This window comes from Streptomyces sp. TRM49041, assembly GCF_008271805.1.
GTDB lineage: Bacteria > Actinomycetota > Actinomycetes > Streptomycetales > Streptomycetaceae > Streptomyces.
This window is the reverse complement of the sequence record NZ_VSRY01000102.1, coordinates 14,329-41,289: the sequence shown is the minus strand read 5'-3', so window position 1 is coordinate 41,289 and position 26,961 is coordinate 14,329. Positions and strand designations below refer to the sequence as shown.

Annotated in this window: 28 protein-coding genes, 3 tRNA genes and 1 pseudogene; 23 read left to right on the top strand and 9 right to left on the bottom strand. The window is 69.6% G+C overall.

The genetic code is table 11. The annotated features are described in order from the left end of the window. Window positions 1-80 precede the first annotated feature (80 nt). The 4 genes from FVS66_RS11045 to FVS66_RS11030 are packed head-to-tail and all read right to left on the bottom strand — an operon-like array spanning window position 81 to window position 2,459. Window positions 81-467 (bottom strand): RRQRL motif-containing zinc-binding protein, encoded by a 387-nt coding sequence (locus FVS66_RS11045; protein WP_149180843.1) that lies wholly within the window; start codon window positions 465-467, stop codon window positions 81-83. After that, complete coding sequence (locus FVS66_RS11040; protein WP_149180842.1) at window positions 467-1,114, bottom strand: GGDEF domain-containing protein; 648 nt, start codon at window positions 1,112-1,114, stop codon at window positions 467-469. The genes FVS66_RS11045 and FVS66_RS11040 overlap by 1 nt, the downstream gene beginning before the upstream one ends. Further along, window positions 1,111-2,169 (bottom strand): DUF2637 domain-containing protein, encoded by a 1,059-nt coding sequence (locus tag FVS66_RS11035; protein WP_262386925.1) that lies wholly within the window; start codon window positions 2,167-2,169, stop codon window positions 1,111-1,113. The genes FVS66_RS11040 and FVS66_RS11035 overlap by 4 nt, the downstream gene beginning before the upstream one ends. Beyond that, complete coding sequence (locus FVS66_RS11030; protein WP_149180841.1) at window positions 2,166-2,459, bottom strand: hypothetical protein; 294 nt, start codon at window positions 2,457-2,459, stop codon at window positions 2,166-2,168. Before FVS66_RS11030 ends, FVS66_RS11035 begins: the two co-directional genes overlap by 4 nt. A gap of 496 nt (window positions 2,460-2,955) precedes the next feature. Here FVS66_RS11030 and FVS66_RS11025 point away from each other — a divergent pair, with 496 nt between their 5' ends. From FVS66_RS11025 to FVS66_RS36545, 5 genes and pseudogenes are all read left to right on the top strand, one after another. Then, window positions 2,956-3,306 carry a winged helix-turn-helix domain-containing protein gene (locus tag FVS66_RS11025; RefSeq protein WP_262386926.1) on the top strand — a complete coding sequence of 117 codons (351 nt, stop codon included), beginning with the start codon at window positions 2,956-2,958 and terminating at the stop codon, window positions 3,304-3,306. Window positions 3,307-3,501: 195 nt separating this feature from the next. Then, window positions 3,502-3,768, top strand: a pseudogene (locus FVS66_RS36785) (helix-turn-helix domain-containing protein); the annotation flags it as partial. 192 nt (window positions 3,769-3,960) lie between these two features. After that, window positions 3,961-4,965 carry a DNA-binding protein gene (locus FVS66_RS11020; RefSeq protein ID WP_262386924.1) on the top strand — a complete coding sequence of 335 codons (1,005 nt, stop codon included), beginning with the start codon at window positions 3,961-3,963 and terminating at the stop codon, window positions 4,963-4,965. A gap of 38 nt (window positions 4,966-5,003) precedes the next feature. Beyond that, window positions 5,004-5,687, top strand: a complete 684-nt coding sequence (locus FVS66_RS36550) for a dihydrofolate reductase family protein (RefSeq protein WP_149180838.1) — start codon at window positions 5,004-5,006, stop codon at window positions 5,685-5,687. Continuing rightward, on the top strand, window positions 5,684-6,136 hold the full coding sequence (locus FVS66_RS36545) for a deaminase (RefSeq protein ID WP_149180837.1): 453 nt from the start codon (window positions 5,684-5,686) through the stop codon (window positions 6,134-6,136). Before FVS66_RS36550 ends, FVS66_RS36545 begins: the two co-directional genes overlap by 4 nt. A 1,057-nt stretch (window positions 6,137-7,193) precedes the next feature. On the opposite strand, the gene FVS66_RS11005 is transcribed toward FVS66_RS36545, so the two are convergent. Both FVS66_RS11005 and FVS66_RS11000 read right to left on the bottom strand, forming a co-directional pair. Continuing rightward, on the bottom strand, window positions 7,194-7,850 hold the full coding sequence (locus FVS66_RS11005) for an SDR family oxidoreductase (RefSeq protein WP_187645471.1): 657 nt from the start codon (window positions 7,848-7,850) through the stop codon (window positions 7,194-7,196). A 34-nt stretch (window positions 7,851-7,884) separates the two neighbouring features. Beyond that, window positions 7,885-9,117: an amidohydrolase family protein gene (locus tag FVS66_RS11000; RefSeq protein ID WP_149180835.1), complete on the bottom strand. Its 1,233-nt coding sequence runs from the start codon at window positions 9,115-9,117 to the stop codon at window positions 7,885-7,887. A gap of 253 nt (window positions 9,118-9,370) precedes the next feature. Between FVS66_RS11000 and FVS66_RS10995 the strand changes: the two genes are divergently transcribed. From FVS66_RS10995 to FVS66_RS10960, 8 genes are all read left to right on the top strand, one after another. Next, window positions 9,371-9,443, top strand: a tRNA-Thr gene (locus FVS66_RS10995). Between the two features lie 48 nt (window positions 9,444-9,491). Then, window positions 9,492-9,564: transfer RNA gene (locus FVS66_RS10990), tRNA-Met, on the top strand. Between the two features lie 88 nt (window positions 9,565-9,652). Next, window positions 9,653-9,817: a 50S ribosomal protein L33 gene (gene rpmG / locus FVS66_RS10985; protein ID WP_003948671.1), complete on the top strand. Its 165-nt coding sequence runs from the start codon at window positions 9,653-9,655 to the stop codon at window positions 9,815-9,817. Between the two features lie 157 nt (window positions 9,818-9,974). Continuing rightward, a complete protein-coding gene (locus FVS66_RS10980; RefSeq protein ID WP_149180834.1) occupies window positions 9,975-10,427 on the top strand; it encodes a MaoC family dehydratase N-terminal domain-containing protein in 453 nt (150 codons plus the stop codon). A gap of 8 nt (window positions 10,428-10,435) precedes the next feature. Then, on the top strand, window positions 10,436-10,864 hold the full coding sequence (locus FVS66_RS10975) for a MaoC family dehydratase (RefSeq protein WP_149180833.1): 429 nt from the start codon (window positions 10,436-10,438) through the stop codon (window positions 10,862-10,864). 59 nt (window positions 10,865-10,923) lie between these two features. Beyond that, window positions 10,924-12,039 carry a UDP-N-acetylmuramate dehydrogenase gene (locus FVS66_RS10970; protein WP_149180832.1) on the top strand — a complete coding sequence of 372 codons (1,116 nt, stop codon included), beginning with the start codon at window positions 10,924-10,926 and terminating at the stop codon, window positions 12,037-12,039. 130 nt (window positions 12,040-12,169) lie between these two features. Then, entirely contained in the window at window positions 12,170-12,691 is a 522-nt protein-coding gene (locus FVS66_RS10965; RefSeq protein WP_262386923.1) for a SigE family RNA polymerase sigma factor, read from the top strand. Next, window positions 12,688-13,713: a hypothetical protein gene (locus FVS66_RS10960; RefSeq protein WP_149180830.1), complete on the top strand. Its 1,026-nt coding sequence runs from the start codon at window positions 12,688-12,690 to the stop codon at window positions 13,711-13,713. The genes FVS66_RS10965 and FVS66_RS10960 overlap by 4 nt, the downstream gene beginning before the upstream one ends. Here the strand turns inward: FVS66_RS10960 and FVS66_RS10955 are convergent. Next, window positions 13,710-14,348, bottom strand: coding sequence for an NAD(P)H-binding protein (locus tag FVS66_RS10955; RefSeq protein ID WP_149180829.1), 639 nt, complete (start codon window positions 14,346-14,348; stop codon window positions 13,710-13,712). The genes FVS66_RS10960 and FVS66_RS10955 overlap by 4 nt on opposite strands. Before the next feature lie 115 nt (window positions 14,349-14,463). On the opposite strand from FVS66_RS10955, the gene FVS66_RS10950 reads away from it, so the two are divergent. Further along, on the top strand, window positions 14,464-15,069 hold the full coding sequence (locus FVS66_RS10950; protein WP_149180828.1) for a TetR/AcrR family transcriptional regulator: 606 nt from the start codon (window positions 14,464-14,466) through the stop codon (window positions 15,067-15,069). Between the two features lie 7 nt (window positions 15,070-15,076). On the opposite strand, the gene FVS66_RS10945 is transcribed toward FVS66_RS10950, so the two are convergent. Next, window positions 15,077-16,099 (bottom strand): adenosine deaminase, encoded by a 1,023-nt coding sequence (locus FVS66_RS10945; protein WP_149180827.1) that lies wholly within the window; start codon window positions 16,097-16,099, stop codon window positions 15,077-15,079. 132 nt (window positions 16,100-16,231) lie between these two features. Then, window positions 16,232-17,458 (bottom strand): pyridoxal phosphate-dependent aminotransferase, encoded by a 1,227-nt coding sequence (locus tag FVS66_RS10940; protein ID WP_149180826.1) that lies wholly within the window; start codon window positions 17,456-17,458, stop codon window positions 16,232-16,234. 207 nt (window positions 17,459-17,665) lie between these two features. Here FVS66_RS10940 and FVS66_RS10935 point away from each other — a divergent pair. The 9 genes from FVS66_RS10935 (at window position 17,666) to rpoB (ending at window position 26,912) form a co-directional block, all read left to right on the top strand. Beyond that, window positions 17,666-17,738, top strand: a tRNA-Trp gene (locus tag FVS66_RS10935). Window positions 17,739-17,840: 102 nt separating this feature from the next. Then, on the top strand, window positions 17,841-18,128 hold the full coding sequence (gene secE / locus FVS66_RS10930; RefSeq protein WP_149180825.1) for a preprotein translocase subunit SecE: 288 nt from the start codon (window positions 17,841-17,843) through the stop codon (window positions 18,126-18,128). A 77-nt stretch (window positions 18,129-18,205) separates the two neighbouring features. After that, window positions 18,206-19,090, top strand: a complete 885-nt coding sequence (nusG, locus tag FVS66_RS10925; RefSeq protein ID WP_149180824.1) for a transcription termination/antitermination protein NusG — start codon at window positions 18,206-18,208, stop codon at window positions 19,088-19,090. 149 nt (window positions 19,091-19,239) lie between these two features. Beyond that, entirely contained in the window at window positions 19,240-19,674 is a 435-nt protein-coding gene (rplK, locus tag FVS66_RS10920; protein ID WP_023587070.1) for a 50S ribosomal protein L11, read from the top strand. Between the two features lie 82 nt (window positions 19,675-19,756). Further along, a complete protein-coding gene (rplA, locus tag FVS66_RS10915; protein ID WP_149180823.1) occupies window positions 19,757-20,479 on the top strand; it encodes a 50S ribosomal protein L1 in 723 nt (240 codons plus the stop codon). A 144-nt stretch (window positions 20,480-20,623) separates the two neighbouring features. After that, window positions 20,624-21,562 (top strand): hypothetical protein, encoded by a 939-nt coding sequence (locus tag FVS66_RS10910; protein WP_149180822.1) that lies wholly within the window; start codon window positions 20,624-20,626, stop codon window positions 21,560-21,562. 297 nt (window positions 21,563-21,859) lie between these two features. Further along, complete coding sequence (rplJ, locus tag FVS66_RS10905; RefSeq protein WP_017949675.1) at window positions 21,860-22,390, top strand: 50S ribosomal protein L10; 531 nt, start codon at window positions 21,860-21,862, stop codon at window positions 22,388-22,390. A 115-nt stretch (window positions 22,391-22,505) separates the two neighbouring features. Beyond that, window positions 22,506-22,892 carry a 50S ribosomal protein L7/L12 gene (gene rplL / locus FVS66_RS10900; RefSeq protein WP_149180821.1) on the top strand — a complete coding sequence of 129 codons (387 nt, stop codon included), beginning with the start codon at window positions 22,506-22,508 and terminating at the stop codon, window positions 22,890-22,892. A 534-nt stretch (window positions 22,893-23,426) separates the two neighbouring features. Next, window positions 23,427-26,912: a DNA-directed RNA polymerase subunit beta gene (gene rpoB, locus FVS66_RS10890; protein ID WP_149180820.1), complete on the top strand. Its 3,486-nt coding sequence runs from the start codon at window positions 23,427-23,429 to the stop codon at window positions 26,910-26,912. Window positions 26,913-26,961: the final 49 nt, after the last annotated feature.

Sequence of the window (26,961 nt, the reverse complement as noted above, 5' to 3'; positions counted from 1 at the left end):
AGGAGGTGAGCGGTCGGGCCCGTGCGCTGGATGATGGCCCCTGGAAACGGGCCGGTTACCCCGACTTGGGGGGGGCGTTCTCAAGCGGCGCGCTGTTCGTCGGGGTAGGCGCAGGGGACGCATGCTCCGAGCGATGCCGGGATGACGTATCCGGCGTCCCGGCGGCACTGCGGGCAGGTGCGGCGGGCCAGCATCGCCAGAGCCAGCGCGCCCCACTTCCGTGCGGTCATCGGCCTCACCGGCTGGGCGCGGTCGACGCGGTAGAGGTAGGCCACCAGCATCCCGTCCCGGCGGTGCCGGGAGCGGCGCACCACCTGCGCGGCGACCGGCTGACCTCCGGGCCGAAGACCTTGTGCGCGGAGTTGGCGGCGGGTCGCGTAGCCGTCGGGGGCGAGCTTCCACGGGTAGGTCGGTATCCCCCATGTGGCGCCGGTCGGGTCGTAGCACTTGCCGAACGTCGGCGACATCAGACCGCCACCCCCACCGAACCCTCGGCGTGGGTGCCGCGCCGCCCGGACCGGCGCCCGGCCAGGCTGGCGAACAAGCGGCCCAGCCCGGCCCGGCGGACACCCGCCCGTGCCTGCTTGGCCGCGTACATGGCTTCGTCGGCGCGGCCAAGCAGGGCGGAGAGGTCTTCGCCGGGGAAGTCGGCGGCGCGGACCCATCCGAGGGACACCGTCGTACGAACCTGCGGGTGCCCGTCGTCGGCGGGGCGGGCGAGGACGCTGTGGAGGACGGCGAGCAGGTCGCCGGCGGTGCCGTGGCGGTCGATGACGACGGCGGCGAACTCGTCCCCGCCCAGCCGCCCTGCGACGCCGTCGGTGCCGACGTAGTGGGCGAGGCGGTCGGCGGTCGCCTTCAGCAGCGCGTCCCCGGCGGCGTGGCCGTGGGTGTCGTTGATCTGCTTGAAGTGGTCCACGTCCGCCAGCAGCACCACGGCCCGCTTGTCGCGCAGCAGCTTGGCGGCGCGGCGGGTGAACCCGTCGCGGGTGCGCAGACCCGTGAGCGGGTCGCGGCGGGCGGTACGCAGGTGGCGGCGCAGCCACCACACGTTCACCGACCAACCAGCCGCGACAGGCGCCACGGCGGCCACGGCGGCCAACAGGGTGCTCATGCCGCCACCTCCTCGGCGACGTCCTCGACCGCGTCGTCCGCCTTCGGCCCGTCCTGCTCCGCCCGGTCGGCCGGGGCCTCGACGGGGCGGGGGCGGCGGGTCTGCGCGCGCTCGGCGAGCAGCGCATCCCGCAGGGTGCGGGAACTGGCGGCGGAGCAGCGCAGCGCGGTACGGATGGCCTCAGCGTTGATCGCCGCGTGCTCCCACCCGGCGGTGACCTCCCGGGCCTGAGCGAGCAGCTCATCCGCCGTGCGCTGCTTCGGCGTCTTCGGCTTGCGGGTGCGGCGCCGGGGCGACTTCAGCTTGTCCCCGGCCGGCGGCGCCGACGGGTCGGGGTGCGCGACCGCCTCGTCCTGGTGCAGCTCCGCGGGCGGCTCCTCGTCCTCACTGGCGGGGGCGAATTCGCCAAGCCGGAGCAGGACGCGTTCCCTGCGTGGTGTCTTCGACCGCCACCGCCGGCCATACCGCTCGCGCAGCTCGGCACGGGCCAGCTGGCGTTCCTTCTCCCGGGCGAGGGCGTCGGCGTAGGAGGTGATCTCCCACAGCGTCATCCGCCGCCACAGCGAGAACGTGGACGGGAAGGCCAGCAGCCACCGCGAAGCGCGGATCTTGCCCATCCGCCGTCCGGTCACCGCGCCAATGCGGACGGCGTAGATGTGGGCGCCGATCTCAGAAAACACCACCCACAGCAGCGGCATCGTCCCGTGCGCCACCTTCGCCCACACCCCATGCCCTGCGGCGACGTTCAGGCCGCAGGTGATCAGGGTGAGCGCCCAGGGCACGAACCGGACCCACGCCAAGGCCATGTCCATCCGGATCAGCAGCAGGTTAGCCACGGTGAACACCGGAATCGCCACATCGATACCGACCGGCAGCATCCACGGCTCACCAAACCCCCACCGGGCAGCAGCAGCCGAAACCGCGTCGAACGACGACAACAGCCCCAGCGCCCCAACCCCGGCGGCGGCGATTGCGCCGATACCGGCGAGGCCCATCTCCGGGCGCGTCAGCGGCGGCACCACCGGCCGCTCGTCCAGAACGGTCGTGGCGCTCATGCCGCCGCTCCCTGGGCGTTGCGCGGGCGGCGGTCGGCAGGCCGCGTGAGGGGGACGACGTTGAACAGCTCCGGGGCGAACGCCTCGATCGCTTCCGCGGCGATCCGGCTGACCTCGTCCGGCAGGTTCGGGTTGTCGGCGAGGATGTCGCGCGCCGCGTCCAGCCGCGCCGTGCGCTCCGCGGCGCTCTCGCCCTCCACCCCGAGCCAGAGCTCAACCGGGGTACCAAGGGCCAGTTCCACGAAGTCGTGGGCAGAGACGGCCTCATGGCCGCCGATGTACAAACGCATGGTCTCTCCTGAGACGAAGGAACAGGGAGAAGCCGGGCGGCAGGCGACCTTGGTGGGGAGCCCTGCCAACCAGCACGTGTGCGTCGAGCAAGTCGCGGCTCGGCGAGCGAGCCGCGATGGCCGTACGTCGGTGACGAGTGGCCATGGCCACCGCCGCTGCCTTACGAGCTGCGGCGGGACCAAAACCACTGGTGCATGCACGGTCTGCTTGCCAGGCGCCGTGCGATTCAGTTCTCAAGCGACGAGCGCTTCCTTCAGCCGCAGTGGCCTCCGGGCGCGGGTACTGCGTGTTCGCTCGGCACCGCCGAGTGCAGGCGGGCATTGGCGAGGTGGTTGAGGTTCCGCCGGAACTTCAACTCTGCCTCAGAGTGCACTATGAGGCAGAGTGCGTCAAGTCGTCTCGCCGGACTCGTCGACGCGGGGGTTGGCCATGCCTCTGGCGCTTAGGCACTATGAGGCAGAGGCTATGTAGTCGTCTTCAGGACTTGAGGTGCAGATGATCGAGTGGACCGGCACGCCCGCCTACAAGCAGGTCGCGGAGGACCTGCGCCGGCGGATCGCCGAGGGCGAGTTCGCCCGGACCGGGCAACTGCCGTCCTTGGCGCAGATCCGTGAGCGCTACGACGTGACCGTGACGGTTGCCCGGGACGCGATCCGCCAGCTCAAGACCGACGGACTCGCGGTCAGCCACCAGGGCAAAGGAGCCTTTCTCACCTCCGATTCCGTGACTCTCGTTCGACAGGCGGGACCGGAGAGCGCCATCGCAGAACTGCGGGACGAGATGAGCCGCCTGAAGAGCGAGGTCAACGAGCTTCGTGAACGGGTTGCGGCGCTGGAGGCCGGATAGAACCTGGCGCAGGCCAGCGCCGAGGCGGAGGCCATTGGCGGCACCGCCGCCGGCGTCGACCTCCGCGAGTCTGCTTCCATCACGTCCACCTCCTTCGCTCGCATGGGGGTGCGGTACCTCGACCAGCGTCGATAGGTTGAGAACCGCCTCTGCATCATTTGTAGCGGGCTGAGTTGACGGGGCGACAGACGTGCCATGTGGCTGCCACGAGGCGGCCACATGGGACTCATCGGGGAGGACGGAGTGGGACAGCGGCCGAACGAGTTGACGCCTCACGCGAGCCCACAGCACTACCTCGGCGCCGAGATGCGCGCATGGCGGAATCAGCGCGGCTTATCCCTCGGGAAACTCGGCAGAGCCATCGTCTTCAACAGCAGCTATATGGCGCGCGTGGAGCGTGGGGATCAGGCTGCCTCGGCCGACCTGGTCCGCGCCTACGACGATGCCCTGGGAGCCAGCGGTTCCCTTGTCCGGCTGCACAAGCGGATAGCTGAGGGCGCCAGCCTTGAGGCCCTGCGTGCGGCCCATGTGTCCAATCACGGGACCCATGTGGCCAACACGTCTGTGGCCATGGCTGGCGAGAGCGGCGTTCATGCACCGTCTGAGGAGGGGCTGTCTGTCCCCGTACGAACCGATGACGGAAGGATCATCTTCGTGTCGCTCTCTCGCAGGGCCCTCCTCGGCGCGCTCGGAGCGGGCGCAGCGCTGACTGCCGCCTCCGAGATGCCGGCTACCGCCGCCGCCCAGCGCTCCGCCAGCCGGATGTCGGGGGCCAACCCGATCGAACTTCTCCAGGCGACACGGAGAGTCCTGATCGACAACGACAACCGCTTCGGTCCGGCTCGCGTGATCCCCGTCGTCCAACAGCAGGTCGCAGCCATCAAGGAACTCCGGGCCGATCGGAGCGGAGCCGACCGGCGCCAGCTGCTCCAGCTTCAGACCCAGTACTCCGAGCTTTGCGGATGGCTCTACCAGGATCTCGGAGACTTCCGGGCCGCTCAGCACTGGATGAGGGAAGCGCTCGAAGCCTCCCACATGAGTGGTGACTCAGACCTCACCACGTACATCCTCGCCCGGCGCAGCCAACTCGCTGGGGACATGCGGGACGCCATAGAGGCCGTCGACGTGGCGGACGCGGCGGAGGACCTGGCGGCCCCTCGAAGTCGCCTGGCCGCCGTTGCCGCGACATACGGAGCCCACGGCCACGCACTCCGCAAGGACGCCACGACGACGCAGCGAGCGTACGAGCACGCCTTGGAGCTCCACGCGAGCATGGACCCCGACCCCGGCTCGCCGTGGGGCGTATGGCTCGACAGCGCGTACATCGAGGTGCAGCGAGCACACAGCCTCGCCGTCCTCGGGGACCACCAGGGCGCCGCCGAGGGGTTCCGCCAAGCCATCAGCCGACTGCCCGCCGGCTACCACCGGGACCGGGGCGTGTACCTGGCGCGCCAGGCAGTCGCACTCGCCGAAGCGAGGGAGGTGGAGCAGGCCGTCGTCGTGGGACTCCAGGCCCTGAGCATCGGCGAGGAGACCGGATCGGCGCGCATCTCCCGGGAGCTGGCCCGGCTCGACGAATCCTTCGACCAGTGGCGTACGGTCCCGAGCGTGATCGAGTTCAAGGACGCCATGACCGAAGCCGTCCTCCGCCAAGCCTGACACCGGCCGTACCCAACCAGCGAGCAAGGAGACTTCCCGTGCCCCGTCCTTACGTGCTGCTGAGCGTGGCGACGTCGATCGATGGACACATCGACGACACCAACGCCGAGCGGCTCCTCCTCAGCAACAGCGAGGACTTCGACCGCGTCGACCAGGTCCGCGCCGAATCCGACGCCATCCTGATCGGCGCCAGCACGATGCGCGCCGACAATCCACGGCTCCTCGTTAACAGCGAGGAACGCCGTGCCGCCCGGGTGGCGGCGGGCAAGCCCGCCTACCCGCTCAAGGTCACGGTGTCCGGCAGCGGCGACCTCGACCGCGGCCTGAAGTTCTGGCACCACGGCGGCGACAAGGTCGCCTACACGACGGACGATGGTTACGAGAAGCTCAGCGAGCGTCTGCGCGGCCTGGCTGAGGTCGTGTCCTTGGGCCCCACGGTCGACTTCGGCGCGATGCTGGATGACCTCGGCCGACGAGGAGTCGAGCGCCTGATGGTGGAGGGCGGGGGCCAGATCCACACGGCGTTCCTTTCCCAGGGCCTCGCCGACGAGATCCACCTTGCGATTGCCCCGCTCCTCGTGGGCGACGCGGACGCCCCGCGCTTCCTGAACCCGACCAGCTACCCGGGTGGGTCCACGCGCCGGATGCAGCTCGCAGAGGCGCGCACCATCGGTGACGTCGTCCTCCTCCGCTACCTGCCCAAGCAGGAGAGCGCCGCATGACCCTCACTGGAGACCGAGCCTGGATGGAACGGGCCATTGACCTCTCACGGAAGTGCCCGCCAGCGGAGGGCGCCTTCTCGGTGGGCGCCGTCATTGTGGGCGCCGACGGAGAGGAACTCGCGACCGGCTACTCCCGCGAGACCGATGCCCACGTCCACGCCGAGGAATCGGCCCTGGCCAAGCTCCCTGTGGACGACCCCCGCCTTGTTGGCGCCACCATCTACAGCACCCTGGAGCCCTGCTCCGAGCGTCGTTCTCGCCCCCTCACCTGCACCCAGCTGATCCTCCGCTCCTCAATCCGCCGCGTGGTCATCGCCTGGCGCGAGCCGAGCCTTCTGGTGGCTGACTGCGTGGGCGTTGAGACACTTCTAGCTGAGGGCGCAGAGGTCGTGGAGCTCGAAGATCTGAGCGGCCAGGCGCGCTCGGTGAATGCTCACCTGCTGCGGTAGCACCACTGCGGCCGATAGGTGTCGGTTGCATTCGTTGATGCACGCACGGGGTCCACCTGTCGTCGGCCGCCCTGGCCCAGCTGCCTACAGGATGGTGTCTGGTGCGGCAGCTGACCTCTGGACGCTTTCTATCCCCGGACCGGCCGACCTGCGGACCGGTGTCTCGCCCTCACCCCGCTTTGCCTACGGTGTGACTTCAACCTGCGAACACCTTGCTTGGCGAGGCCCACGAGGTGTCCCCAAGCCCAGTATGCTGAGCCGAGCTTCGGCCGATTCTCCGTCGAACTCCCCTGCCTACTTGGGAGTTCCATGACCCCTGGCCCGACAAGGGGCCAGACGGAGGAAAGGAGGAAGCGGTGGTGACTCCCGACATGGGCAAGCCCCGGAAGAGGTGGACCAGCGCTGAGAGGGCGCAGATCTACATCGGCTTCGTGGGAGTGCTTGTGGCGATCATCGCCTGTGCTGGGCAGTTCTTGCAGTAGCTGACCAGCGACGTAGGCCCGGACGTTAAGGCCGCTCACGCAGTGAGCCCGGCCGATGCGTAGACGGCCGGGCTCATACTGCAGTGCGAGGGCCTGACCCGGTGCCCGCCGGGTTGGGCCCTTCCGCATCCTCTGCAGTGAACGGATGCGGAGGCATCCAAGAACCTGGACGGATCATCCCAGTTCTGGGATGGGCTGACCAGAAATTTTGCCAGTCTCACTGTAGCCGCTTTCACACTTAGCAAGCGAGACGGCGGATGGCGAGCCCGCAAAGCGACATCTGGTGCCGCGCTAGGTTCCGCTCCCCCGTCCGTCTTGCCGGGATGCTTCCGCAGCTCCGTGGACGAGGCATGGACGAAGGCTGTCCCGCTTGCGCGATCATGAGGAAACGGTGCAGCTCAGGTGGGTCGCCCAGCGCTCAGGATCAGGAGTCTGTAAATCCGTCGGCTTAGCCTACCCAGGTTCGAATCCTGGCGCCGCCACGCTTGACAACCCCCGTCGCCCGCGGAAACGCGGAGCGGCGGGGGTTTTCTCGTAAGCGAATCCGCGCGGGCGACGCCGGCGACGCGGGCGGGTCAGTTCCCCGCGATCGCCTTCACCGCGACGGAGACCGGGACGGTGCCGCTGATCAGTTCCAGGGTGAGGCCGGACGTCGCCGGGGTCTCGAGGAGTTCGGCGAGGACCGCGGCCACGTCGTCGCGGGGGACCGGGCCGCGGCCGGTGGACGCCTCCAGGCGGACCAGGCCCGTGCCGGCGTCGTCCGTGAGGATGCCGGGGCGGAGGACCGTCCAGTCCAGCGTGGGCTTCGCGCGCACGTACGCGTCGGCCGCGCCCTTCGCCCGCAGATACGCGTCGAACACCTCGTCACCCTTGTGGTCCGGGTCCGCACGCATGGCGGACACGACGATGTGCCGCCGCACCCCCGCCCGTTCCGCCGCGTCGGCGAAGAGGATTGCTGCGTTCCGGTCCACGGTTTCCTTGCGGGCCGCGCCGCTGCCCGGCCCCGCGCCCGCGGCGAAGACCGCCGCGTCGGCCCCCTGCAGCACCGCGGCGACCATCTCCGTGGATGCCGACTCCAGGTCCAGCAGGACCGGTTCGGCGCCCGCCTCCCGCAGGTCGGCGGCCTGTTCCAGACTGCGGATGATCCCCGCGACCTCGTGCCCGGCCGCCGCCAGCAGCCGCTCAAGGCGCAGGGCGATCCGACCGTGTCCTCCAGCGATGACAATGCGCATGCTCACGACCGTACGGCGCGGACGCCCGGAACGCTCATGGGCGCGCGTCCGGCCTTCCCTGACGCGGCAGTTCCAGCGCCGCCGCCGAGTCGCAGTACTCGCGCACCGCACTCGTCCGCGCCACCACCCGCCCCCGGTGCACGACGATGCGGCTGTACGCCAGCGACAGCACCCCCGCCAGCCGCTCCCCTCGCACCGCCAGCAGCTCCGCCGGGAACCCGGCCTCCACCCGCACCGCCGGCAGCCCCATCGCCTCCCGCGCCGCCTCGCTCACCGCCCCGTACGCCTCCGCCGGCCGCAGCCCGCCCTGCGACACCAGCAGGTACGCGGACTCCAGCGGGTCGCCCCGCCCCACCGGGTTCGCCAGGTCCCGCAGCGCCCCTCCGCCCGCCGCGATCCGCACCCCCGCCGACCGCAGCAGCCGCACCGGCGCCACGCCCCGCACCTCCGTACCCCCGCAACCGCCCTGCGGCAGGCATGTCACCGTCACCCCGGCCGCCGCCAGCTGGTCCGCCACACGGGACCGGGCGTCCACGGACAGCCGCGTCAGCGCACCGCACGGGCCGATCGACACGCCCGGCCGCAGCCCGCCCGCCATCGCCGCGAGCCGCGCCAGCCGCGCCGGATCGTCACCGTCCGTGTGCAGGTCCACCGGGCAGCCGTGCTCCGCCGCCACCTCCAGCACCGCCTCCGCGTACCCGGCCGGATCCGGGTCCAGGTCCGGGCGGCCGCCCACCACCGACGCGCCCATCTTCATCGCGTCCCGCAGCATCGCGAGACCGTCCGCGCCCGCCACACCCGTCAGCAGCCGGGGCGCCGCCACCGCTGTCAGATCGGCCAGCCCCCGCAGCGAACGCCGCGCCTGCAGCACCGCCTCCAGCGACGCCAGCCCCTGTACGTCCCCGATCCGCACATGCGCGCGCAGCGCCGTCGCCCCGTGCCCGAGCTGGAGCAGCGTCGCCTCCGTGGCCCGCCGCTGCACGTCCTCGGCGGCGTATGAGACGGGCCCGGGCGTGTCGTCGCTGAGCGCCGTGTCGGCGTGGGCGTGCGGCTCGGCGGGGGCCGGCAGGAGGAGGTAGCCGCCGAGGTCGACGCGGGCGCCGTGGGAGCCGAGGCTGCCCGGCGTACCGACGGCCTCGATGCGCCCGCCGCTGAGCCGTACGTCGACGGTCCGGCCGTCGGTGAGGCGGGCGCCGCACAGCAGCAGCGTGGTGGTGTCGGTGGTGGCGCCCTCGGGCGGCCGCGGCTGCTGGCTGTCGGCGGACATCGGGCTCCTGGGGGCGGGGAACGGGGCGGGGAATCCGGCGGGTGGCGACCAGGGTGACGAGGCAAGATCGCGCAGCGTGAGGCGAGCCTAGGACGCGGCCGTCCGGGCTTCGCGGAGGAGCGCAATAGTCGTACCGGCGTGGGGCACGAGTGGCGTACGAGGCGTGGGTGCGGTCACGCGTGTGGGCCCGCCCCGGGGGGCCGGGAACGGATTTGGGTGAACGGCCGCCGACCGTGTAATGTCTTCATCGCTCGCCCCAATAGCTCAGTCGGCAGAGCGTCTCCATGGTAAGGAGAAGGTCTACGGTTCGATTCCGTATTGGGGCTCTGGTGTGGGGAGATCCTCACCTTCGGGTGAGGTGATCCAAACACCGCAGCGGTGTAGCTCAGTCGGTAGAGCAAGCGGCTCATAATCGCTGTGTCACCGGTTCAAGTCCGGTCACCGCTACTCCTAGTAGCCGATTGTGGGGTCGGTCCTTCGATCGGCTACTCTTTTCTGCGTTCATCCGTCCATCTGTCCGTCAAGGAGCACTCACGTGGCTGCCACCGACGTCCGCCCGAAGATCACGCTGGCCTGCGTGGAGTGCAAGGAGCGGAACTACATCACCAAGAAGAACCGGCGTAACAACCCGGACCGTCTTGAGATGAAGAAGCACTGCCCGCGTTGCAACGCGCACACCGCGCACCGCGAGACGCGCTGAATCAGGCTCGTACACGAGGCCGTCCCCACCGGGGGCGGCCTCGTGTCGTTTGCACTCGGCTACGCAGTCACTCGGCTACGCAGTTACAGAGCTGCAAGAGCTGCAAGAGCTACAGAGCTACAGAGCACGACATGGGACAGCAGGAGGTACCGAGTACATGGCGCTCGACCAGTCCTTCGTCGGGCGGAGCTATCCGCCCACCGCGCCGTACGAGGTCGGCCGGGAAAAGATCCGCGAGTTCGCCGAGGCGATCGGCGACGCGAACCCGGTCTTCACCGACACGGAGGCGGCGAAAGCGCTAGGCCACCCCGATGTGATCGCGCCGCCGACCTTTGTGTTCGCGATCACCTTCAAGGCGGCGGGCCAGGTCGTCTCCGATCCGCAGCTGGGACTCGATTACAGCCGGGTCGTGCACGGCGACCAGAAATTCGCGTACACGCGTCCCGTACGGGCGGGCGACCGGCTCACGGTCACTTCCACCATCGAGGCCGTCAAGTCCCTCGCCGGGAACGACATTCTCGATATCCGCGGTGAGGTGCACGACGAGGCCGGCGAGCACGTCGTGACGGCGTGGACCAAGCTCGTGGCGCGAGCGGCAGAGGAGGCGTGAGACACACCATGACCGCGAAGATCGCATTCGACGAGGTCGAGGTCGGCACCGAACTGCCGGCCGGGAGCTTCCCCGTGACCCGCGCCACGCTGGTGCAGTACGCGGGAGCCTCCGGGGACTTCAACCCCATCCACTGGAACGAGAAGTTCGCCCGCGAGGTCGGCCTTCCGGACGTCATCGCGCACGGCATGTTCACGATGGCCGAGGCCATCCGTGTCGTCACGGACTGGGTGGGCGACCCGGGCGCCGTCGTCGAGTACGGCGTGCGCTTCACGAAGCCGGTCGTCGTACCCAACGACGAGAAGGGCGCCCTGATCGAGGTGACCGCGAAGGTCGCCGCGAAGCTCGACGACCACAGGGTCCGCGTCGACCTCACGGCCATGAGCGAGGGCCAGAAGGTCCTCGGCATGTCCCGCGCGGTGGTCCAGCTGGCCTGAGCCGGTACGGCCCTGCCGCCGTGCCGTTCGGTGATGCCGGTGGACGATGCCGGTGAGTGATGCCGGTGAGTGATGTGTGGGTGGGGGAGCGGGCGGGCGCGCACCGTACTCTTGAGCGCGTGCAGGAACTCCACGACGCTCCCCTCGCCCCCCTGACCACCTTCCGGCTCGGAGGGCCCGCGAACCGGCTGCTCACGGCGACCACGGACGACGAGGTCGTCGCCGCCGTGCGGGACGCCGACCGGGCCGGGACGCCGCTGCTGATCATCGGTGGCGGGTCCAACCTGGTCATCGGCGACAAGGGCTTCGACGGCACCGCCCTGCGCATCGCGACCAAGGGCGTCATGCTCGACGGCAACCGCCTGGAGCTCGCCGCCGGCGAGAACTGGTCCGACGCCGTGGCCCGCACCGTCGAGGCCGGGCTCGCCGGGATCGAGTGCCTGGCCGGTATCCCCGGCTCGGCCGGTGCCACCCCGATCCAGAACGTCGGGGCGTACGGCCAGGAGGTCGCCACCACCCTCACCGAGGTCGTGGCGTACGACCGGCGCGCCGAGACGGTCGTCACCGTCCCGGCCTCGGAGTGTGCCTTCTCCTACCGGCACAGCCGCTTCAAGGCCGACCCCGACCGGTTCGTCGTCCTGCGCGTCCGGTTCGAGCTGGAGGACGCCCAGGGGATGAGCGCGCCCCTCCGGTACGCCGAGACGGCCCGCGCCCTGGGCGTCGAGCCGGGCGACCGCGTCCCCGTCGACGCCGCCCGCGAGACCGTTCTCGCCCTCCGCGCGGGCAAGGGTATGGTCCTCGACCCCGACGACCACGACACCTGGTCCGCCGGGTCCTTCTTCACCAACCCGATCCTCGGCGACGTCGAGTACGAGGCGTTCCTGGACCGTGTGCGCGACCGCCTCGGCCCGGACACCGCCCCGCCCGCCTACCCGGCAGGGGAGGGCCGCACCAAGACCTCCGCGGCCTGGCTCATCGACAAGGCCGGGTTCACCAAGGGGTACGGCGCCGGGCCCGCCCGTATCTCCACGAAGCACACCCTCGCCCTCACCAACCGCGGCGAGGCCACCACCGAGGACCTCCTGGCCCTCGCCCGGGAGGTCGTCGCGGGTGTACGGGACGCGTTCGGCGTCACGCTCGTGAATGAGCCGGTGACGGTCGGCGTCACTCTCTGACCCGGCTCCGCCCCCGAAAGAAGTCAGTGGAACCTGCCGGAACCCCCACGTTGTCGAGTGGATGACAGGGGTCCCTTCAGAAACCGGGACCACCACACGCTGGTCGAGGGGATCTCCGGTGAGGACGGGCTTGTCCACGGCGCACGACGAGGACTTCACAGAGTTCACCGAGGCGTCGTACGCGCCGCTGCTGCGCACCGCCCGCCTCCTGACCGGGGACCGGCACGCCGCGGAGGACCTGGTGCAGGCCGCGCTGGTGAAGGTCTACCTCCGCTGGGGGCGCTCCGAGAGCTGGGCCTCCCCGCAGGCGTACGCGCGCAAGGTCGTCGTCAACCTGTACGCGACCTGGCGCCGGCGGCGCTGGCACACCGAGACGGCCCACCCCGGCGGTGAGGGGGCGGCGGTCGCGGACGGCCCGGACATGGCGGGGAGCGCGGACGCGAGGCTGGAACTGGCCGGCGCCCTGAACGCCCTGCCCCGTGCCCAGCGTGCCGTGGTGGTGCTCCGCTTCTACGAGGACCTGTCGGTGGAAGAGACGGCCGGACTGCTCGGCTGTTCGCCCGGGACGGTCAAGAGCCGGACCAACAGGGCCTTGGAGCGGCTGCGCGCCGCGGGCGCGCTCGCCGGGTACGCGGGAAGGGGCACGCGATGACCCACATGGACGACGAGGACCAGTTGCTGCGGGGCCTGCGGGAACTCGCCGACGCGGACAGCACCCACGGCGCGGGAGGCGCGGCGCCCCCGACCGGCGCCGTCCTCACCACGGCGCGCCGCCTCCGCCACCGACGGCGCGCGCTGGGCGCCGGCGCGGCGACGGCACTGGTCGCGGCGGGCTCCCTCCTCGCCGTGCGCTGGACGGGTGCGGCCGCCGACGGCGGGCCGACGGTCGTCGCCGACGGTGTCGACCGTGTGACGGCCCCGGCGAGCGCCGACGCCCCGCTGCCGCGCAACGGGGTCTATCCGCCGCAGCCCCGGTCCGAGGCGGGGGCGCCCCTGGACACCGGCCCCAGGAGGCCCGAGGCCGACGTCCGCTACCGGTACGACCTGTCGGCCGTCTGCGATATGGAGTACGCCGTGTTCGGCGGGCGGATGTGGAAGGCGGACGAAGGGCAGGCCAAGACCCGTTCGGCCGGGGACCGCGTATGGGGGTTCATGCGCTGGTCGGACGGGTTCGCGACGCGCGCGGAACCCGACGTCGCGATCTTCGAGAACGACGCCCCGAATCCCTCCACGCGCACGTTCCACCTCCTGAAGGACGCGGAGGCCCCGCCGGCCTGCCTCGCCCGGGAGCCTGCGCGTCGGTACTCCGACGCGCCCGCCGCGACGCTCGGTCCCCGGAACCCGCAGCCCGGCGTCAGGTACGTCTACGACTGGACAACCGCGTGCGACGCGCGCTACCTCGTCTTCGGCGGCCGCCTGTGGAAGTCGGAGAGGTTGCTCGGACCCCTGGCCCTGGCCAGCCTGGTGGGCGACAAGCCCATGGCCCGCTTCCTGACGCTCACCTCGGACGGTGGGACCGCCGTGGTGGAGTCACGGCCGCTCAACGCCCAGGACAAGCGGAGGCAGGCCGAGCACCGGTACCACCCCGTGGACCAGCCGGACGCGGGCGACCGCGACCGGTGCGGCAGCGCGCTGGACGACCTCCAGCGCCTCGCCCGTGACACCGCTTCCTAGTACGCCACCCCCACCCCCCGCCGCACCGTCTCCGGGTCGGTGATCATGGCCAGCATCGCATGGGCCACATCGGCCCGCGCGATCTTGGCGCCGCCGCGCAGGTTCCCGCCGATCGCCGTGCGGTAGCGGCCGGTCAGCGCCGCGTCGACGAGCTGCGGGGGGCGTACCGCCGTCCAGTCGGTGGAGCTCTCCCGCATGGCGGACTCCATGACGCGGAGGTCGTCGTAGTGCGACCGCAGGACGCGGGAGATCAGCGGGGTCGCGATCCGCAGCCGGAGCGTCTCGTTCTCTGGCACGGGGCCCAGCGGTGCCGCGCTCACCACCAGGAGCCGACGCGTCCCCTCCGCCTCCATCGCCCGCAGGATCGACCGGGTCGACGACGACGCGACGCCCACCTGCTTCCGGCTGCGCGGGCCGAGCCCGGACAGCACCGCGTCCCGGCCAGCGACGGCCGGTCGCAGCGCCTCCATGTCGTCCAGGCGGGCGGCCGTCACCACCTCCAGCCTCTCGCGGCCCGGCACGGTCAGCCGGGACGGGTCGCGTACCACCGCCGTGACGTGGTGGCCCGCGTCCAGGCCCTGCCGGACGATCTGCCCGCCGATGCCGCCCGTCGCACCGAAGACGGTGATCTTCATGACGTTTCTCCCCCAGAGATGGGTGGGTAAGTGCTCACTCACCTCTAGAGTGGGTGAGTACCCACTCACCGTCAAGCCGCACCCGGCGGCCCGACACCCCTGGAGAGCCGGAGACATGAAGCCCGCGCGGGAACGCATTCTCGACGCCGCCCACGAGCTGTGGCTCGACGTCGGACTCGCCCGTACGACCACCAAGGAGATCGCCAAGGCGGCCGGATGCTCGGAGGCGGCGCTCTACAAGTACTACGCCGGCAAGGAAGAGCTCTTCACCGCCGTCCTCCACGAGCGCCTGCCCAAGCTGCGCCCGCTCCTCGACGGACTCGCCGCCGCCCCGGACGCGGACGACAGGAGCGTCGAGCAGAACCTCACCGAGATCGCCCGCCGCGCCACCCTCTTCTATGCCGAGAGCTTCCCGATCGCCGCGTCCCTCTATGCCGAGACCAAGCTCAAGGCGCGCCACGACGCGACCATGCGCCGGCAGGGCACCGGGCCCCACGTACCCATCGAGGCCCTGGACGCCTATCTGCGCGTCGAGCGCGACGCCGGCCGCATCCGCCCCGACGCGGACACCTTCGCCGCCGCCTCACTGCTCCTCGGCGCCTGCGCCCAGCGTGCCTTCGCCTACGACGCGACCGTGGGCGCACGCCCCCCGCAGGACGTCGACACCTTCGCCGCCGCCCTGGCCCGCACTCTCCTGGCCGGCCTCGGTCGAGCCGGCTAGGCCACGGCTAGGCCGCCAGCCAGGTGTCGATGCCCGCCAGCAGCTTCGCGCGTGTGTCCTGCGGCGCCACCGAACCCCGCACCGACTGCCGCGCCAGCTCCGCCAGCTCGGCGTCCGTGAAGCCGTGGTGGTGCCGCGCGATCTCGTACTGGTCCGCCAGCCGCGCCCCGAACAGCAGCGGGTCGTCCGCGCCCAGCGCCAGCGGCACCCCCGCGTCGAAGAACGCCCGCAGCGGTACGTGCTCGGGCTTCTCGTACACCCCGAGCGCCACGTTCGACGCCGGGCACACCTCGCAGGTCACGCCCTTCTCCGCGAGCCGCCGCAGCAGCCGCGGGTCCTCCACCGCCCGTACCCCGTGGCCGATGCGCGAGGCCCGCAGGTCGTCGAGGCAGTCCCGTACCGACGCCGGGCCCGTCAGCTCACCGCCGTGCGGTGCCGCCAGCAGCCCGCCGTCCCGGGCGATCGCGAACGCCCGGTCGAAGTCCCGCGCCATCCCGCGCCGCTCGTCGTTGGAGAGCCCGAACCCCACCACGCCGCGGTCCGCGTACCGGACCGCGAGCCGGGCCAGCGTCCGCGCGTCCAGCGGGTGCTTCATCCGGTTCGCCGCGACCAGCACCCGGATCCCCAGGCCGGTCTCCCGCGAGGCCGCTTCCACTGCGTCCAGGATGATCTCCAGCGCCGGGATCAGCCCGCCCAGCCGGGGCGCGTACGACGTCGGGTCCACCTGGATCTCTAGCCAGCCCGATCCGTCCCGTACGTCCTCCTCGGCCGCCTCCCGCACCAGCCGCCGGATGTCCTCGGGCTCCCGCAGACACGACCGGGCCATGTCGTACAGCCGCTGGAACCGGAACCAGCCCCGCTCGTCCGTGGCCCGCAGCTTCGGCGGCTCTCCGCCGGTCAGCGCCTCGGGCAGATGGACGCCGTACTTGTCGGCGAGCTCCAGGAGGGTGGAGGGCCGCATCGACCCCGTGAAGTGCAGGTGCAGATGGGCCTTCGGCAGCAGTTTCAGATCGCGGACTACGTGCTCCATCCGGGGATCTTGCCGTACGCACCCGCCCTGGGGCAGCCCCTTTCTCCGAACGGGTACGTGCGGGAACGAAAAAACGGGCCCCGGCCGGGAGAAACCGGCCAGGGCCCGCGATCCGCTCCTGAGCGGCAGCTGCTAGTCGCGCGCCTCCGCGAGCAGCTTCTGCATCCGCGACACGCCCTCGACCAGGTCCTCGTCGCCGAGCGCGTACGACAGCCGCAGGTAGCCCGGCGTGCCGAACGCCTCGCCCGGCACCACCGCGACCTCGACCTCGTCCAGGATCAGCGCCGCGAGCTCGACGGAGGTCTGCGGGCGCTTGCCGCGGATCTCCTTGCCGAGGAGCCCCTTCACCGAGGGGTACGCGTAGAACGCGCCCTCCGGGGTCGGGCAGACGACGCCGTCGATCTCGTTGAGCATCCGCACGATGGTCTGGCGGCGGCGGTCGAAGGCACTGCGCATCTCGGCGACCGCGTCGAGGTTCCCGGACACGGCGGCCAGGGCGGCCACCTGGGCGACGTTCGAGACGTTGGACGTGGCGTGCGACTGGAGGTTCGTCGCCGCCTTGACGACGTCCTTCGGGCCGATGATCCAGCCCACCCGCCAGCCCGTCATGGCGTACGTCTTGGCCACGCCGTTGACGACGATGCACTTGTCGCGCAGCTCGGGGACGAGCGCGGGCAGCGAGGTGAAGGCGGCGTCGCCGTACACCAGGTGCTCGTAGATCTCGTCCGTCATGACCCACAGGCCGTTGTCGGCGGCCCAGCGGCCGATCGCCTCGGCGTCCTCGCGCGCGTAGACGGCGCCCGTGGGGTTGGAGGGGGAGACGAACAGGACGACCTTGGTCTTCTCCGTGCGTGCGGCCTCCAGCTGCTCGACGGAGACCCGGTAGCCGGTCGTCTCGTCGGCGACGACCTCCACCGGGACGCCGCCCGCGAGCCGGATCGACTCGGGGTACGTGGTCCAGTACGGGGCCGGGACGATGACCTCGTCGCCCGGGTCGAGGATCGCGGCGAACGCCTCGTAGATGGCCTGCTTGCCGCCGTTGGTCACCAGGATCTGGGAGGTGTCGACCTCGTAGCCGGAGTCGCGCAGGGTCTTGACGGCGATGGCGGCCTTCAGCTCGGGCAGGCCGCCGGCCGGGGTGTAGCGGTGGTACTTCGGGTTGCGGCAGGCCTCGACGGCCGCCTCGACGATGTAGTCGGGCGTCGGGAAGTCGGGCTCGCCCGCGCCGAAGCCGATCACCGGACGCCCGGCGGCCTTGAGGGCCTTGGCTTTGGCGTCCACGGCGAGGGTCGCGGACTCGGAGATCGCGCCGATGCGGGCGGAGACCCGGCGCTCGGTCGGAGGAGTTGCAGCGCTCATGCGGCCCATCGTCGCAGACCCCGCAGAACCCGGGCACGCAGGATTCGCCTTCCGGACGACGGCCCGCCGAGGGTCGGCGCGAGGACGGCTCGGGGCTATCTGTTCGACGCGGAGGCGCTGACCACGTACACTCTCTGCTCGTTGGCCCTCACCGACCACTCCACAGAGGCACCTCTCCGTATGCGGTAGGTTGGGGGAGAACCACAAAGGGTCGTAGCTCAATTGGTAGAGCACTGGTCTCCAAAACCAGCGGTTGGGGGTTCAAGTCCCTCCGGCCCTGCTACACACACCGCCAGGATGTGTGCGCAGGTATGTACTTCATTGCACCGCCGTGCGGCTCCACCCGGGCGCGGCACGGCCGACCCGGAATCAGGTGAGAGACGTGACGGACGCCGTAGGCTCCATCGACATGCCTGATGCTGAGGACGAAGCGCCGGAGTCGAAGAAGAAGACCCGCAAGGGCGGCAAGCGCGCCAAGAAGGGCCCGCTCGGTCGGCTCGCGCTCTTCTATCGCCAGATCGTCGCCGAGCTGCGCAAGGTCGTCTGGCCGACCCGTAACCAGCTGACCACGTACACGACGGTCGTGATCATCTTCGTCGTCATCATGATCGGTCTGGTGACCGGAATCGACTTCGGCTTCCAGGAAGCAGTCGCTTACGTCTTCGGCTGATTCCCGCGGAGGGCGCCCACCCCGGCGCCCCTTTTCGCATGTTCCACCCCATCTGTATCCAGGAAGAAGCAGCCACCGTGTCTGACCCGAACCTGAACGAGTCCGCCCAGGACGAGCTCGACATCGTCGCGGCGGCCGACGAGGACCAGGCGGAAGCTGCGGACGCCGCTGTCGGCGAGGCGGCCGAGGACGCCGCGACGCCCGTCGAGCCCGTCGAGGAAGGCCGGCCCGCTGAGGCCGCCGAGGGCGACGAGGCCGAAGAGGCCGAAGAGGCCGAGGACGTCGACGCCGAGCCGGCGACCACCGAAGCCGCCGCTACCGAAGAGGCGGAGCCGGCCGCTCCCGTCGACCCGGTCGCCGCGCTCCGCGACGAGCTCCGCGGTCTCCCCGGCGAGTGGTACGTGATCCACACCTACGCGGGCTACGAGAAGCGCGTGAAGGCCAACCTGGAGCAGCGTGCCGTCTCGCTCAACGTCGAGGACTTCATCTACCAGGCCGAGGTCCCCGAGGAAGAGATCGTCCAGATCAAGAACGGCGAGCGCAAGAACGTCCGGCAGAACAAGCTGCCCGGCTATGTGCTCGTCCGTATGGACCTGACGAACGAGTCCTGGGGCGTCGTACGCAACACGCCCGGCGTCACCGGCTTCGTCGGCAACGCCTACGACCCGTACCCGCTGACGCTGGACGAGATCGTCAAGATGCTCGCCCCGGAGGCCGAGGAGAAGGCGGCCCGCGAGGCCGCCGAGGCCGAGGGCAAGCCCGCCCCCGCCCGCAAGGTCGAGGTCCAGGTCCTGGACTTCGAGGTCGGCGACTCGGTCACCGTCACCGACGGCCCGTTCGCGACGCTGCAGGCGACCATCAACGAGATCAACCCCGACTCGAAGAAGGTCAAGGGCCTCGTCGAGATCTTCGGTCGTGAGACCCCGGTCGAGCTCAGCTTCGACCAGATCCAGAAGAACTGAGGCAGTAGACCTTCGAGCAGGTCAGAGGGGCGCGTCCACCCGCGCATCCACCCTCTGACCTGCTCGGTTTTTAGCCGCGCGGCCATAGCCGTTATCGTTGTGCGGTTGCCTTTGGGCACAGGAAACAGGAATCAGGAAGAGGACCCGGAATGCCTCCCAAGAAGAAGAAGGTCACGGGGCTTATCAAGCTCCAGATCCAGGCCGGCGCCGCCAACCCGGCCCCGCCGGTCGGCCCCGCGCTGGGTCAGCACGGCGTCAACATCATGGAGTTCTGCAAGGCCTACAACGCCGCGACCGAGTCGCAGCGTGGCTGGGTGATCCCGGTGGAGATCACGGTCTACGAGGACCGTTCCTTCACCTTCATCACCAAGACTCCGCCGGCGTCGAGGATGATCCTCAAGGCCGCGGGTGTGGAGAAGGGCTCCGGCGAGCCGCACAAGACCAAGGTCGCCAAGCTGACGAGCGCCCAGGTCCGCGAGATCGCCACCACCAAGATGCCCGACCTGAACGCGAACGACCTGGACGCCGCCGAGAAGATCATCGCCGGCACCGCCCGTTCCATGGGCATCACGGTCGAGGGCTGATCAGCTCCCCGTCCCACGTACCTCAGTGGCAGGGCCAGCGCCGGCCCGGACCACGACTCCACACTTGACAGCAGGAGAAGAAGTGAAGCGCAGCAAGGCTCTCCGCGGCGCGGACGCCAAGGTCGACCGGGAGCGTAACTACGCCCCCCTCGAGGCCGTCCGTCTCGCCAAGGACACCGCCACCACCAAGTTCGACGGCACCGTCGAGGTCGCCTTCCGCCTGGGTGTCGACCCGCGCAAGGCCGACCAGATGGTCCGTGGCACCGTGAACCTTCCGCACGGCACCGGCAAGACCGCCCGGGTCCTGGTCTTCGCGACCGGTGACCGTGCTGCGGCCGCGGAGGCCGCGGGCGCCGACATCGTCGGCTCCGACGAACTGATCGACGAGGTTGCGAAGGGCCGTCTGGACTTCGACGCCGTCGTCGCCACCCCGGACCTCATGGGCAAGGTCGGCCGCCTCGGCCGCGTCCTCGGCCCCCGTGGTCTGATGCCGAACCCGAAGACCGGCACCGTCACGATGGACGTCGCCAAGGCCGTCACCGAGATCAAGGGCGGCAAGATCGAGTTCCGTGTCGACAAGCACGCGAACCTGCACTTCATCATCGGCAAGGTGTCGTTCGACGAGACGAAGCTGGTCGAGAACTACGCCGCGGCGCTGGAGGAGATCCTCCGTCTGAAGCCGTCCGCCGCCAAGGGCCGCTACATCAAGAAGGCGACCCTGACCACCACCATGGGCCCCGGCATCCCGCTGGACTCCAACCGCACCCGCAACCTCCTCGTCGAGGAGGACCCGGCCGCTGTCTGACCGGGCCGAGCCTGACGGCTCACAGGGTTTCCGAACCGGTCCCCGCACCTCTCCGGAGGGCGGGGGCCGGTTTTCTGTGTGAGGGCTGTCGTACGTGTGCGTTACCGTTCTGGTGTTCATGCAACGAATGACTTGGGGGTGGGCATGTCCGTGTCCGTTTGGAAGCGCGCAGGTGTCTCGCTGACGGCCGTGGCTGTCGTGGCCGGTGTCGCGGGCTGTCAGGGTGAGAAGAAGTCCGCCGACGCGCCGCGGGACGAGCTCCAGTGGTCCTCGGCGGCCCAGGTGATCCAGGCCGCGTACGAGAAGACCGCCGCCGCCAAGTCGGCGAAGATCCGCATGACGGTGTCCATGCCCGAGGGCATGGGCGGTATGGGCGGCATGGGGGGTGGCGCCGAGATGGAGATGTCCGGCGTCATGGGCTGGGACCCCGGCATGATGGACATCACCATGAAGGGCGGCCCGGGCGGGGCCGGGAGCTTCCGCATGGTGATGCTCGATGAGGTCATGTACATGGACATGAGCCAGTTGGGCGAGAAGATGCCGGCCGAGCTGCGCGACAAGAGCTGGCTCAGGATGGACTTCAAGGCCATCGCGGAGAAGAGCGGGAACGCCGAGCTCCAGAAGCAGATGACCGGCAGCCTGGAGAACATGAACCAGGACCCGGCCAAGCAGCTCGCCATGCTGCTCGACTCGCCGAACCTGAAGCACATCGGCCCCGAGAAGGTCGACGGCGTCGACACCCAGCACTACAAGGGCAGCCTCACCGTCGAGGAGATGCTGGCCGCCAACAAGTCGCTCTCCGTGCTCGACGAGGACGAGCGCAAGGAGCTGGTCGCCAAGATGAAGGAGAGCGGCCTCAAGGCGTACGACACCGAGGTCTGGGTCAACGAGGACGGCTACCCGGTCAAGATGGACATCGGCATGGAGACCCCCGAGGGCACGGTGACGGTCTCCGCCGCGTACTCCGACTACGGCACCAAGGCCGCCGTCCAGGCCCCGCCGGCCGACCAGACGATCGACTTCATGAAGATGATCGAGAAGTTCGCCGGAGCCGCGAAGGACGCCGAGGGCGCCGCCGCCTGACCGGTGGCGAAGGGGTCACCCGACGGCGGCCCCTTCGCCCGATTTGCTTGACGGTCGGCCGTTCGCGTACTCTCACACGGAAGCCAAAGACCGCTGGTCGCAGCTGTGCCCGCAGGGGCGCGGTTGCCGAAGGATCCGCTAGCTACGGACGGCCTGCGCAGGTGACTGTGGTTGTACTCCCGGGCATGCCGCCCGGTCGAGTCACGCCCCGTGCGCCTGCGCCGGGGCGTTTCGTTTTGCCCAGTCTCCTTCCTTCAGCCACTGCGGTCCGAATCACCCGGAAGGAGGCCGAGGCTCATGGCGAGGCCCGACAAGTCTGCTGCGGTTGCCGAGCTGACGGACAAGTTCCGCAGCTCGAACGCCGCCGTGCTGACCGAGTACCGCGGTCTCACCGTGGCTCAGCTCAAGCAGCTGCGCCGTTCGCTCGGTGAGAACGCCCAGTACGCCGTGGTGAAGAACACGCTGACCAAGATTGCGGCCAACGAGGCCGGGATCACGTCGCTGGACGACCAGTTCGCTGGTCCGACGGCGGTTGCCTTCATCACCGGTGACCCGGTGGAGTCGGCGAAGGGTCTCCGTGACTTCGCCAAGGACAACCCGAACCTGATCATCAAGGGCGGTGTCCTTGACGGCAAGGCGCTGTCCGCCGATGAGATCAAGAAGCTTGCGGACCTCGAGTCCCGCGAGGTTCTGCTCGCCAAGCTGGCGGGCGCCATGAAGGGCAAGCAGTCCCAGGCTGCCGCGCTCTTCCAGGCGCTCCCGTCGAAGCTCGTCCGCACCGTGGACGCGCTCCGTGCCAAGCAGGCCGAGCAGGGCGGTGCCGAGTAATTCGGCTCGCGCACTGACCGCCGCCTGATCCGGGCGACGGTCACAGCGGGCCCAACGTACGCCCGCCACACATGTACATCCCGGCACCAGCCGAATTAGTGGAAGGACCGCCACCATGGCGAAGCTGTCTCAGGACGACCTGCTCGCGCAGTTCGAGGAGATGACCCTCATCGAGCTCGCCGAGTTCGTGAAGGCCTTCGAGGAGAAGTTCGACGTCACCGCCGCCGCCCCGGTCGCCGTTGCCGGCGTTGCGGGCCCGGGTGCCCCGGCCGCCGAGGCCGTCGAGGAGAAGGACGAGTTCGACGTCATCCTCACCGGCGCCGGCGACAAGAAGATCCAGGTCATCAAGGTCGTGCGTGAGCTGACCTCCCTGGGTCTGAAGGAGGCCAAGGACCTCGTCGACGGCACCCCGAAGCCGGTCCTCGAGAAGGTCAACAAGGAAGCCGCCGAGAAGGCCGCCGAGTCCCTCAAGGGCGCCGGCGCCTCCGTCGAGGTCAAGTGACCCGGCGGCGGGTCTCCTGACTCGCACTGACGCCCCTGGAGGGCGTTACGAAGGGCGATCACCCATTCGGGTGGTCGCCCTTCGGCGTTGCCGTGACAGCCGCCTTGCACCGGGGCACGAGGGGAGTATGGTGATCTTCGCCGTGCGCCGCGCGCAGCCTGGGGCCTTGACGAACCGCACGCCGCGCGCAATTCTCAGGACGCGTCGTCACAACGATCCGTATCCGAGGCATGGATCGACGGCGGAACGGGCAGTATCGGTGTGCGCCGACAGGCGCGAGGTGCCGCGGAGATGAGAACAACGAGGGTCGCGAATTGCTCGCCCTGGACATCAGTGGGCCAAGTGGCTACACTGACCCTTTGCGCTGCCTGTTAGCTGCTCCCTGCCCGTCACCAGGGGCATCCCCTCGCAAGAGCACAGTTGACCGAATGCCCTGACCTGGCCAAACGGCTGAAATCAGGAACAGTCTGTCTGTGTGCCCGGCTTGGGACCGGTACGCGCGTAGTGAGTCCGAGCCCTCGGAAGGACCCCCTCTTGGCCGCCTCGCGCAACGCCTCGACCGCGAATATGAACAACGGCGCAAGCACCGCCCCGCTGCGCATCTCCTTTGCAAAGATCAAGGAGCCCCTCGAGGTTCCGAACCTCCTCGCGCTGCAGACCGAGAGCTTTGACTGGCTGCTCGGCAACGCCGCGTGGAAGGCTCGTGTCGAGGCGGCTCTGGAGAACGGACAGGACGTCCCCACCAAGTCCGGTCTGGAGGAGATCTTCGAGGAGATCTCCCCGATCGAGGACTTCTCCGGGTCGATGTCGCTGACCTTCCGCGACCACCGCTTCGAGCCGCCGAAGAACTCGATCGACGAGTGCAAGGAGCGCGACTTCACGTACGCCGCGCCGCTCTTCGTCACGGCCGAGTTCACCAACAACGAGACCGGCGAGATCAAGTCCCAGACGGTCTTCATGGGCGACTTCCCGCTCATGACCAACAAGGGCACCTTCGTCATCAACGGCACCGAGCGTGTCGTGGTGTCGCAGCTCGTCCGCTCGCCGGGTGTCTACTTCGACTCCTCCATCGACAAGACGTCCGACAAGGACATCTTCTCCGCCAAGATCATCCCGTCCCGGGGTGCCTGGCTGGAGATGGAGATCGACAAGCGCGACATGGTCGGTGTCCGCATCGACCGCAAGCGCAAGCAGTCCGTGACCGTCCTCCTCAAGGCTCTCGGCTGGACCACCGAGCAGATCCTGCAGGAGTTCGGCGAGTACGAGTCCATGCGCGCCACCCTGGAGAAGGACCACACCCAGGGCCAGGACGACGCGCTTCTCGACATCTACCGCAAGCTCCGTCCGGGCGAGCCCCCGACGCGTGAGGCCGCGCAGACGCTGCTCGAGAACCTCTACTTCAACCCCAAGCGCTACGACCTGGCCAAGGTCGGCCGCTACAAGGTCAACAAGAAGCTCGGCGCCGACGAGCCGCTGGACGCCGGTGTCCTGACCACCGACGACATCATCGCCACGATCAAGTACCTGGTGAAGCTCCACGCGGGCGAGACCGAGACGATCGGCGAGAACGGCACCCAGATCGTCGTCGAGACCGACGACATCGACCACTTCGGCAACCGTCGTCTGCGCAACGTCGGCGAGCTCATCCAGAACCAGGTCCGCACGGGTCTGGCCCGGATGGAGCGCGTCGTGCGCGAGCGCATGACGACCCAGGACGTCGAGGCGATCACGCCGCAGACCCTGATCAACATCCGGCCGGTCGTCGCTTCCATCAAGGAGTTCTTCGGCACCAGCCAGCTGTCCCAGTTCATGGACCAGAACAACCCGCTGTCGGGTCTCACCCACAAGCGCCGTCTGTCGGCTCTTGGCCCGGGTGGTCTCTCCCGTGAGCGGGCCGGCTTCGAGGTCCGTGACGTGCACCCGTCGCACTACGGCCGCATGTGCCCGATCGAGACGCCCGAAGGCCCGAACATCGGCCTGATCGGCTCGCTCGCCTCGTACGGCCGGGTCAACGCGTTCGGCTTCGTCGAGACGCCGTACCGCAAGGTCGTCGAGGGTCAGGTCACCGACGACGTGGACTACCTCACCGCCGACGAGGAGGACCGCTTCGTCATCGCCCAGGCCAACGCGCCGCTGACCGAGGAGCTCCGGTTCGCCGAGGCTCGTGTCCTGGTCCGCCGCCGCGGTGGTGAGGTCGACTACGTCGCGCCCGACGACGTGGACTACATGGACGTCTCGCCGCGCCAGATGGTGTCGGTCGCGACCGCCATGATCCCGTTCCTCGAGCACGACGACGCCAACCGCGCCCTCATGGGCGCGAACATGATGCGCCAGGCCGTCCCGCTCATCCGCGCGGAGGCCCCGCTCGTCGGCACCGGCATGGAGTACCGCTGTGCCACCGACGCCGGCGACGTGGTCAAGGCCGAGAAGGACGGTGTGATCCAGGAGCTCTCCGCGGACTACATCACCGTCGCCAACGACGACGGCACGTACATCACGTACCGCCTCGCCAAGTTCGCCCGCTCCAACCAGGGCACCTCGGTGAACCAGAAGGTCGTGGTCGCCGAGGGCGACCGGGTCATCGAGGGCCAGGTCCTCGCCGACGGCCCGGCCACCGAAGAGGGCGAGATGGCCCTCGGCAAGAACCTCCTCGTGGCGTTCATGCCGTGGGAGGGCCACAACTACGAGGACGCGATCATCCTGTCGCAGCGCCTCGTCCAGGACGACGTCCTCTCCTCGATCCACATCGAGGAGCACGAGGTCGACGCCCGTGACACCAAGCTCGGCCCCGAGGAGATCACCCGGGACATCCCGAACGTCTCCGAGGAGGTCCTGGCCGACCTCGACGAGCGCGGCATCATCCGGATCGGTGCCGAGGTCGTCGCCGGCGACATCCTGGTCGGCAAGGTCACCCCGAAGGGTGAGACCGAGCTGACGCCGGAGGAGCGCCTGCTGCGCGCCATCTTCGGTGAGAAGGCCCGTGAGGTCCGTGACACCTCGCTGAAGGTGCCGCACGGCGAGACCGGCAAGGTCATCGGTGTGCGCGTCTTCGACCGCGAGGAGGGCGACGAGCTGCCGCCCGGCGTGAACCAGCTGGTCCGCGTCTACGTGGCACAGAAGCGCAAGATCACCGACGGTGACAAGCTCGCCGGCCGCCACGGCAACAAGGGTGTCATCTCCAAGATCCTCCCGATCGAGGACATGCCGTTCCTGGAGGACGGCACCCCGGTCGACATCATCCTCAACCCGCTCGGTGTGCCGTCCCGAATGAACCCGGGACAGGTCCTGGAGATCCACCTCGGCTGGCTCGCCAGCCAGGGCTGGGACGTCTCCGGCCTCGCCGACGACTGGGCGAAGCGACTGCAGGCCATCGGCGCCGACCAGGTCCAGCCCCGGACCAACGTCGCCACCCCGGTCTTCGACGGCGCCCGCGAGGACGAGCTGGCGGGTCTGCTGGAGAACACCCTCCCGAACCGCGACGGCGACCGTCTGATGCTGCCGTCCGGTAAGGCGCGTCTGTTCGACGGCCGCTCCGGCGAGCCGTTCCCGGACCCGATCTCGGTCGGGTACATGTACATCCTCAAGCTCCACCACCTGGTCGACGACAAGCTGCACGCCCGGTCGACCGGTCCGTACTCGATGATCACCCAGCAGCCGCTGGGTGGTAAGGCTCAGTTCGGTGGCCAGCGCTTCGGTGAGATGGAGGTGTGGGCGCTGGAGGCGTACGGCGCCGCTTACGCCCTCCAGGAGCTGCTGACCATCAAGTCCGACGATGTCACCGGCCGCGTGAAGGTCTACGAGGCCATCGTCAAGGGCGAGAACATCCCCGAGCCCGGCATCCCGGAGTCCTTCAAGGTGCTCATCAAGGAGATGCAGTCCCTGTGCCTCAACGTGGAGGTGCTGTCCTCGGACGGCATGTCCATCGAGATGCGCGACACCGACGAGGACGTCTTCCGCGCTGCGGAAGAGCTCGGCATCGACCTGTCCCGGCGCGAGCCGAGCAGCGTCGAAGAGGTCTGACGGGTCGGTCGGCCGGATGCCCTCCCCCAAGCTCTTCGAGCAGGGGGCG

Bases quoted from the DNA above. Each gene is read 5' to 3' on its own strand.
- FVS66_RS11045 (WP_149180843.1), bottom strand. From the start codon at position 467: ATGTCGCCGACGTTCGGCAAGTGCTACGACCCGACCGGCGCCACATGG.
- FVS66_RS11040 (WP_149180842.1), bottom strand. From the start codon at position 1,114: ATGAGCACCCTGTTGGCCGCCGTGGCCGCCGTGGCGCCTGTCGCGGCT.
- FVS66_RS11035 (WP_262386925.1), bottom strand. From the start codon at position 2,169: ATGAGCGCCACGACCGTTCTGGACGAGCGGCCGGTGGTGCCGCCGCTG.
- FVS66_RS11030 (WP_149180841.1), bottom strand. From the start codon at position 2,459: ATGCGTTTGTACATCGGCGGCCATGAGGCCGTCTCTGCCCACGACTTC.
- FVS66_RS11025 (WP_262386926.1), top strand. From the start codon at position 2,956: ATGATCGAGTGGACCGGCACGCCCGCCTACAAGCAGGTCGCGGAGGAC.
- FVS66_RS36545 (WP_149180837.1), top strand. From the start codon at position 5,684: ATGACCCTCACTGGAGACCGAGCCTGGATGGAACGGGCCATTGACCTC.
- FVS66_RS11005 (WP_187645471.1), bottom strand. From the start codon at position 7,850: ATGCGCATTGTCATCGCTGGAGGACACGGTCGGATCGCCCTGCGCCTT.
- FVS66_RS11000 (WP_149180835.1), bottom strand. From the start codon at position 9,117: ATGTCCGCCGACAGCCAGCAGCCGCGGCCGCCCGAGGGCGCCACCACC.
- FVS66_RS10980 (WP_149180834.1), top strand. From the start codon at position 9,975: ATGGCGCTCGACCAGTCCTTCGTCGGGCGGAGCTATCCGCCCACCGCG.
- FVS66_RS10975 (WP_149180833.1), top strand. From the start codon at position 10,436: ATGACCGCGAAGATCGCATTCGACGAGGTCGAGGTCGGCACCGAACTG.
- FVS66_RS10970 (WP_149180832.1), top strand. From the start codon at position 10,924: ATGCCGGTGAGTGATGTGTGGGTGGGGGAGCGGGCGGGCGCGCACCGT.
- FVS66_RS10960 (WP_149180830.1), top strand. From the start codon at position 12,688: ATGACCCACATGGACGACGAGGACCAGTTGCTGCGGGGCCTGCGGGAA.
- FVS66_RS10955 (WP_149180829.1), bottom strand. From the start codon at position 14,348: ATGAAGATCACCGTCTTCGGTGCGACGGGCGGCATCGGCGGGCAGATC.
- FVS66_RS10950 (WP_149180828.1), top strand. From the start codon at position 14,464: ATGAAGCCCGCGCGGGAACGCATTCTCGACGCCGCCCACGAGCTGTGG.
- FVS66_RS10945 (WP_149180827.1), bottom strand. From the start codon at position 16,099: ATGGAGCACGTAGTCCGCGATCTGAAACTGCTGCCGAAGGCCCATCTG.
- FVS66_RS10940 (WP_149180826.1), bottom strand. From the start codon at position 17,458: ATGAGCGCTGCAACTCCTCCGACCGAGCGCCGGGTCTCCGCCCGCATC.
- rplK (WP_023587070.1), top strand. From the start codon at position 19,240: ATGCCTCCCAAGAAGAAGAAGGTCACGGGGCTTATCAAGCTCCAGATC.
- FVS66_RS10910 (WP_149180822.1), top strand. From the start codon at position 20,624: ATGTCCGTGTCCGTTTGGAAGCGCGCAGGTGTCTCGCTGACGGCCGTG.
- rplJ (WP_017949675.1), top strand. From the start codon at position 21,860: ATGGCGAGGCCCGACAAGTCTGCTGCGGTTGCCGAGCTGACGGACAAG.
- rplL (WP_149180821.1), top strand. From the start codon at position 22,506: ATGGCGAAGCTGTCTCAGGACGACCTGCTCGCGCAGTTCGAGGAGATG.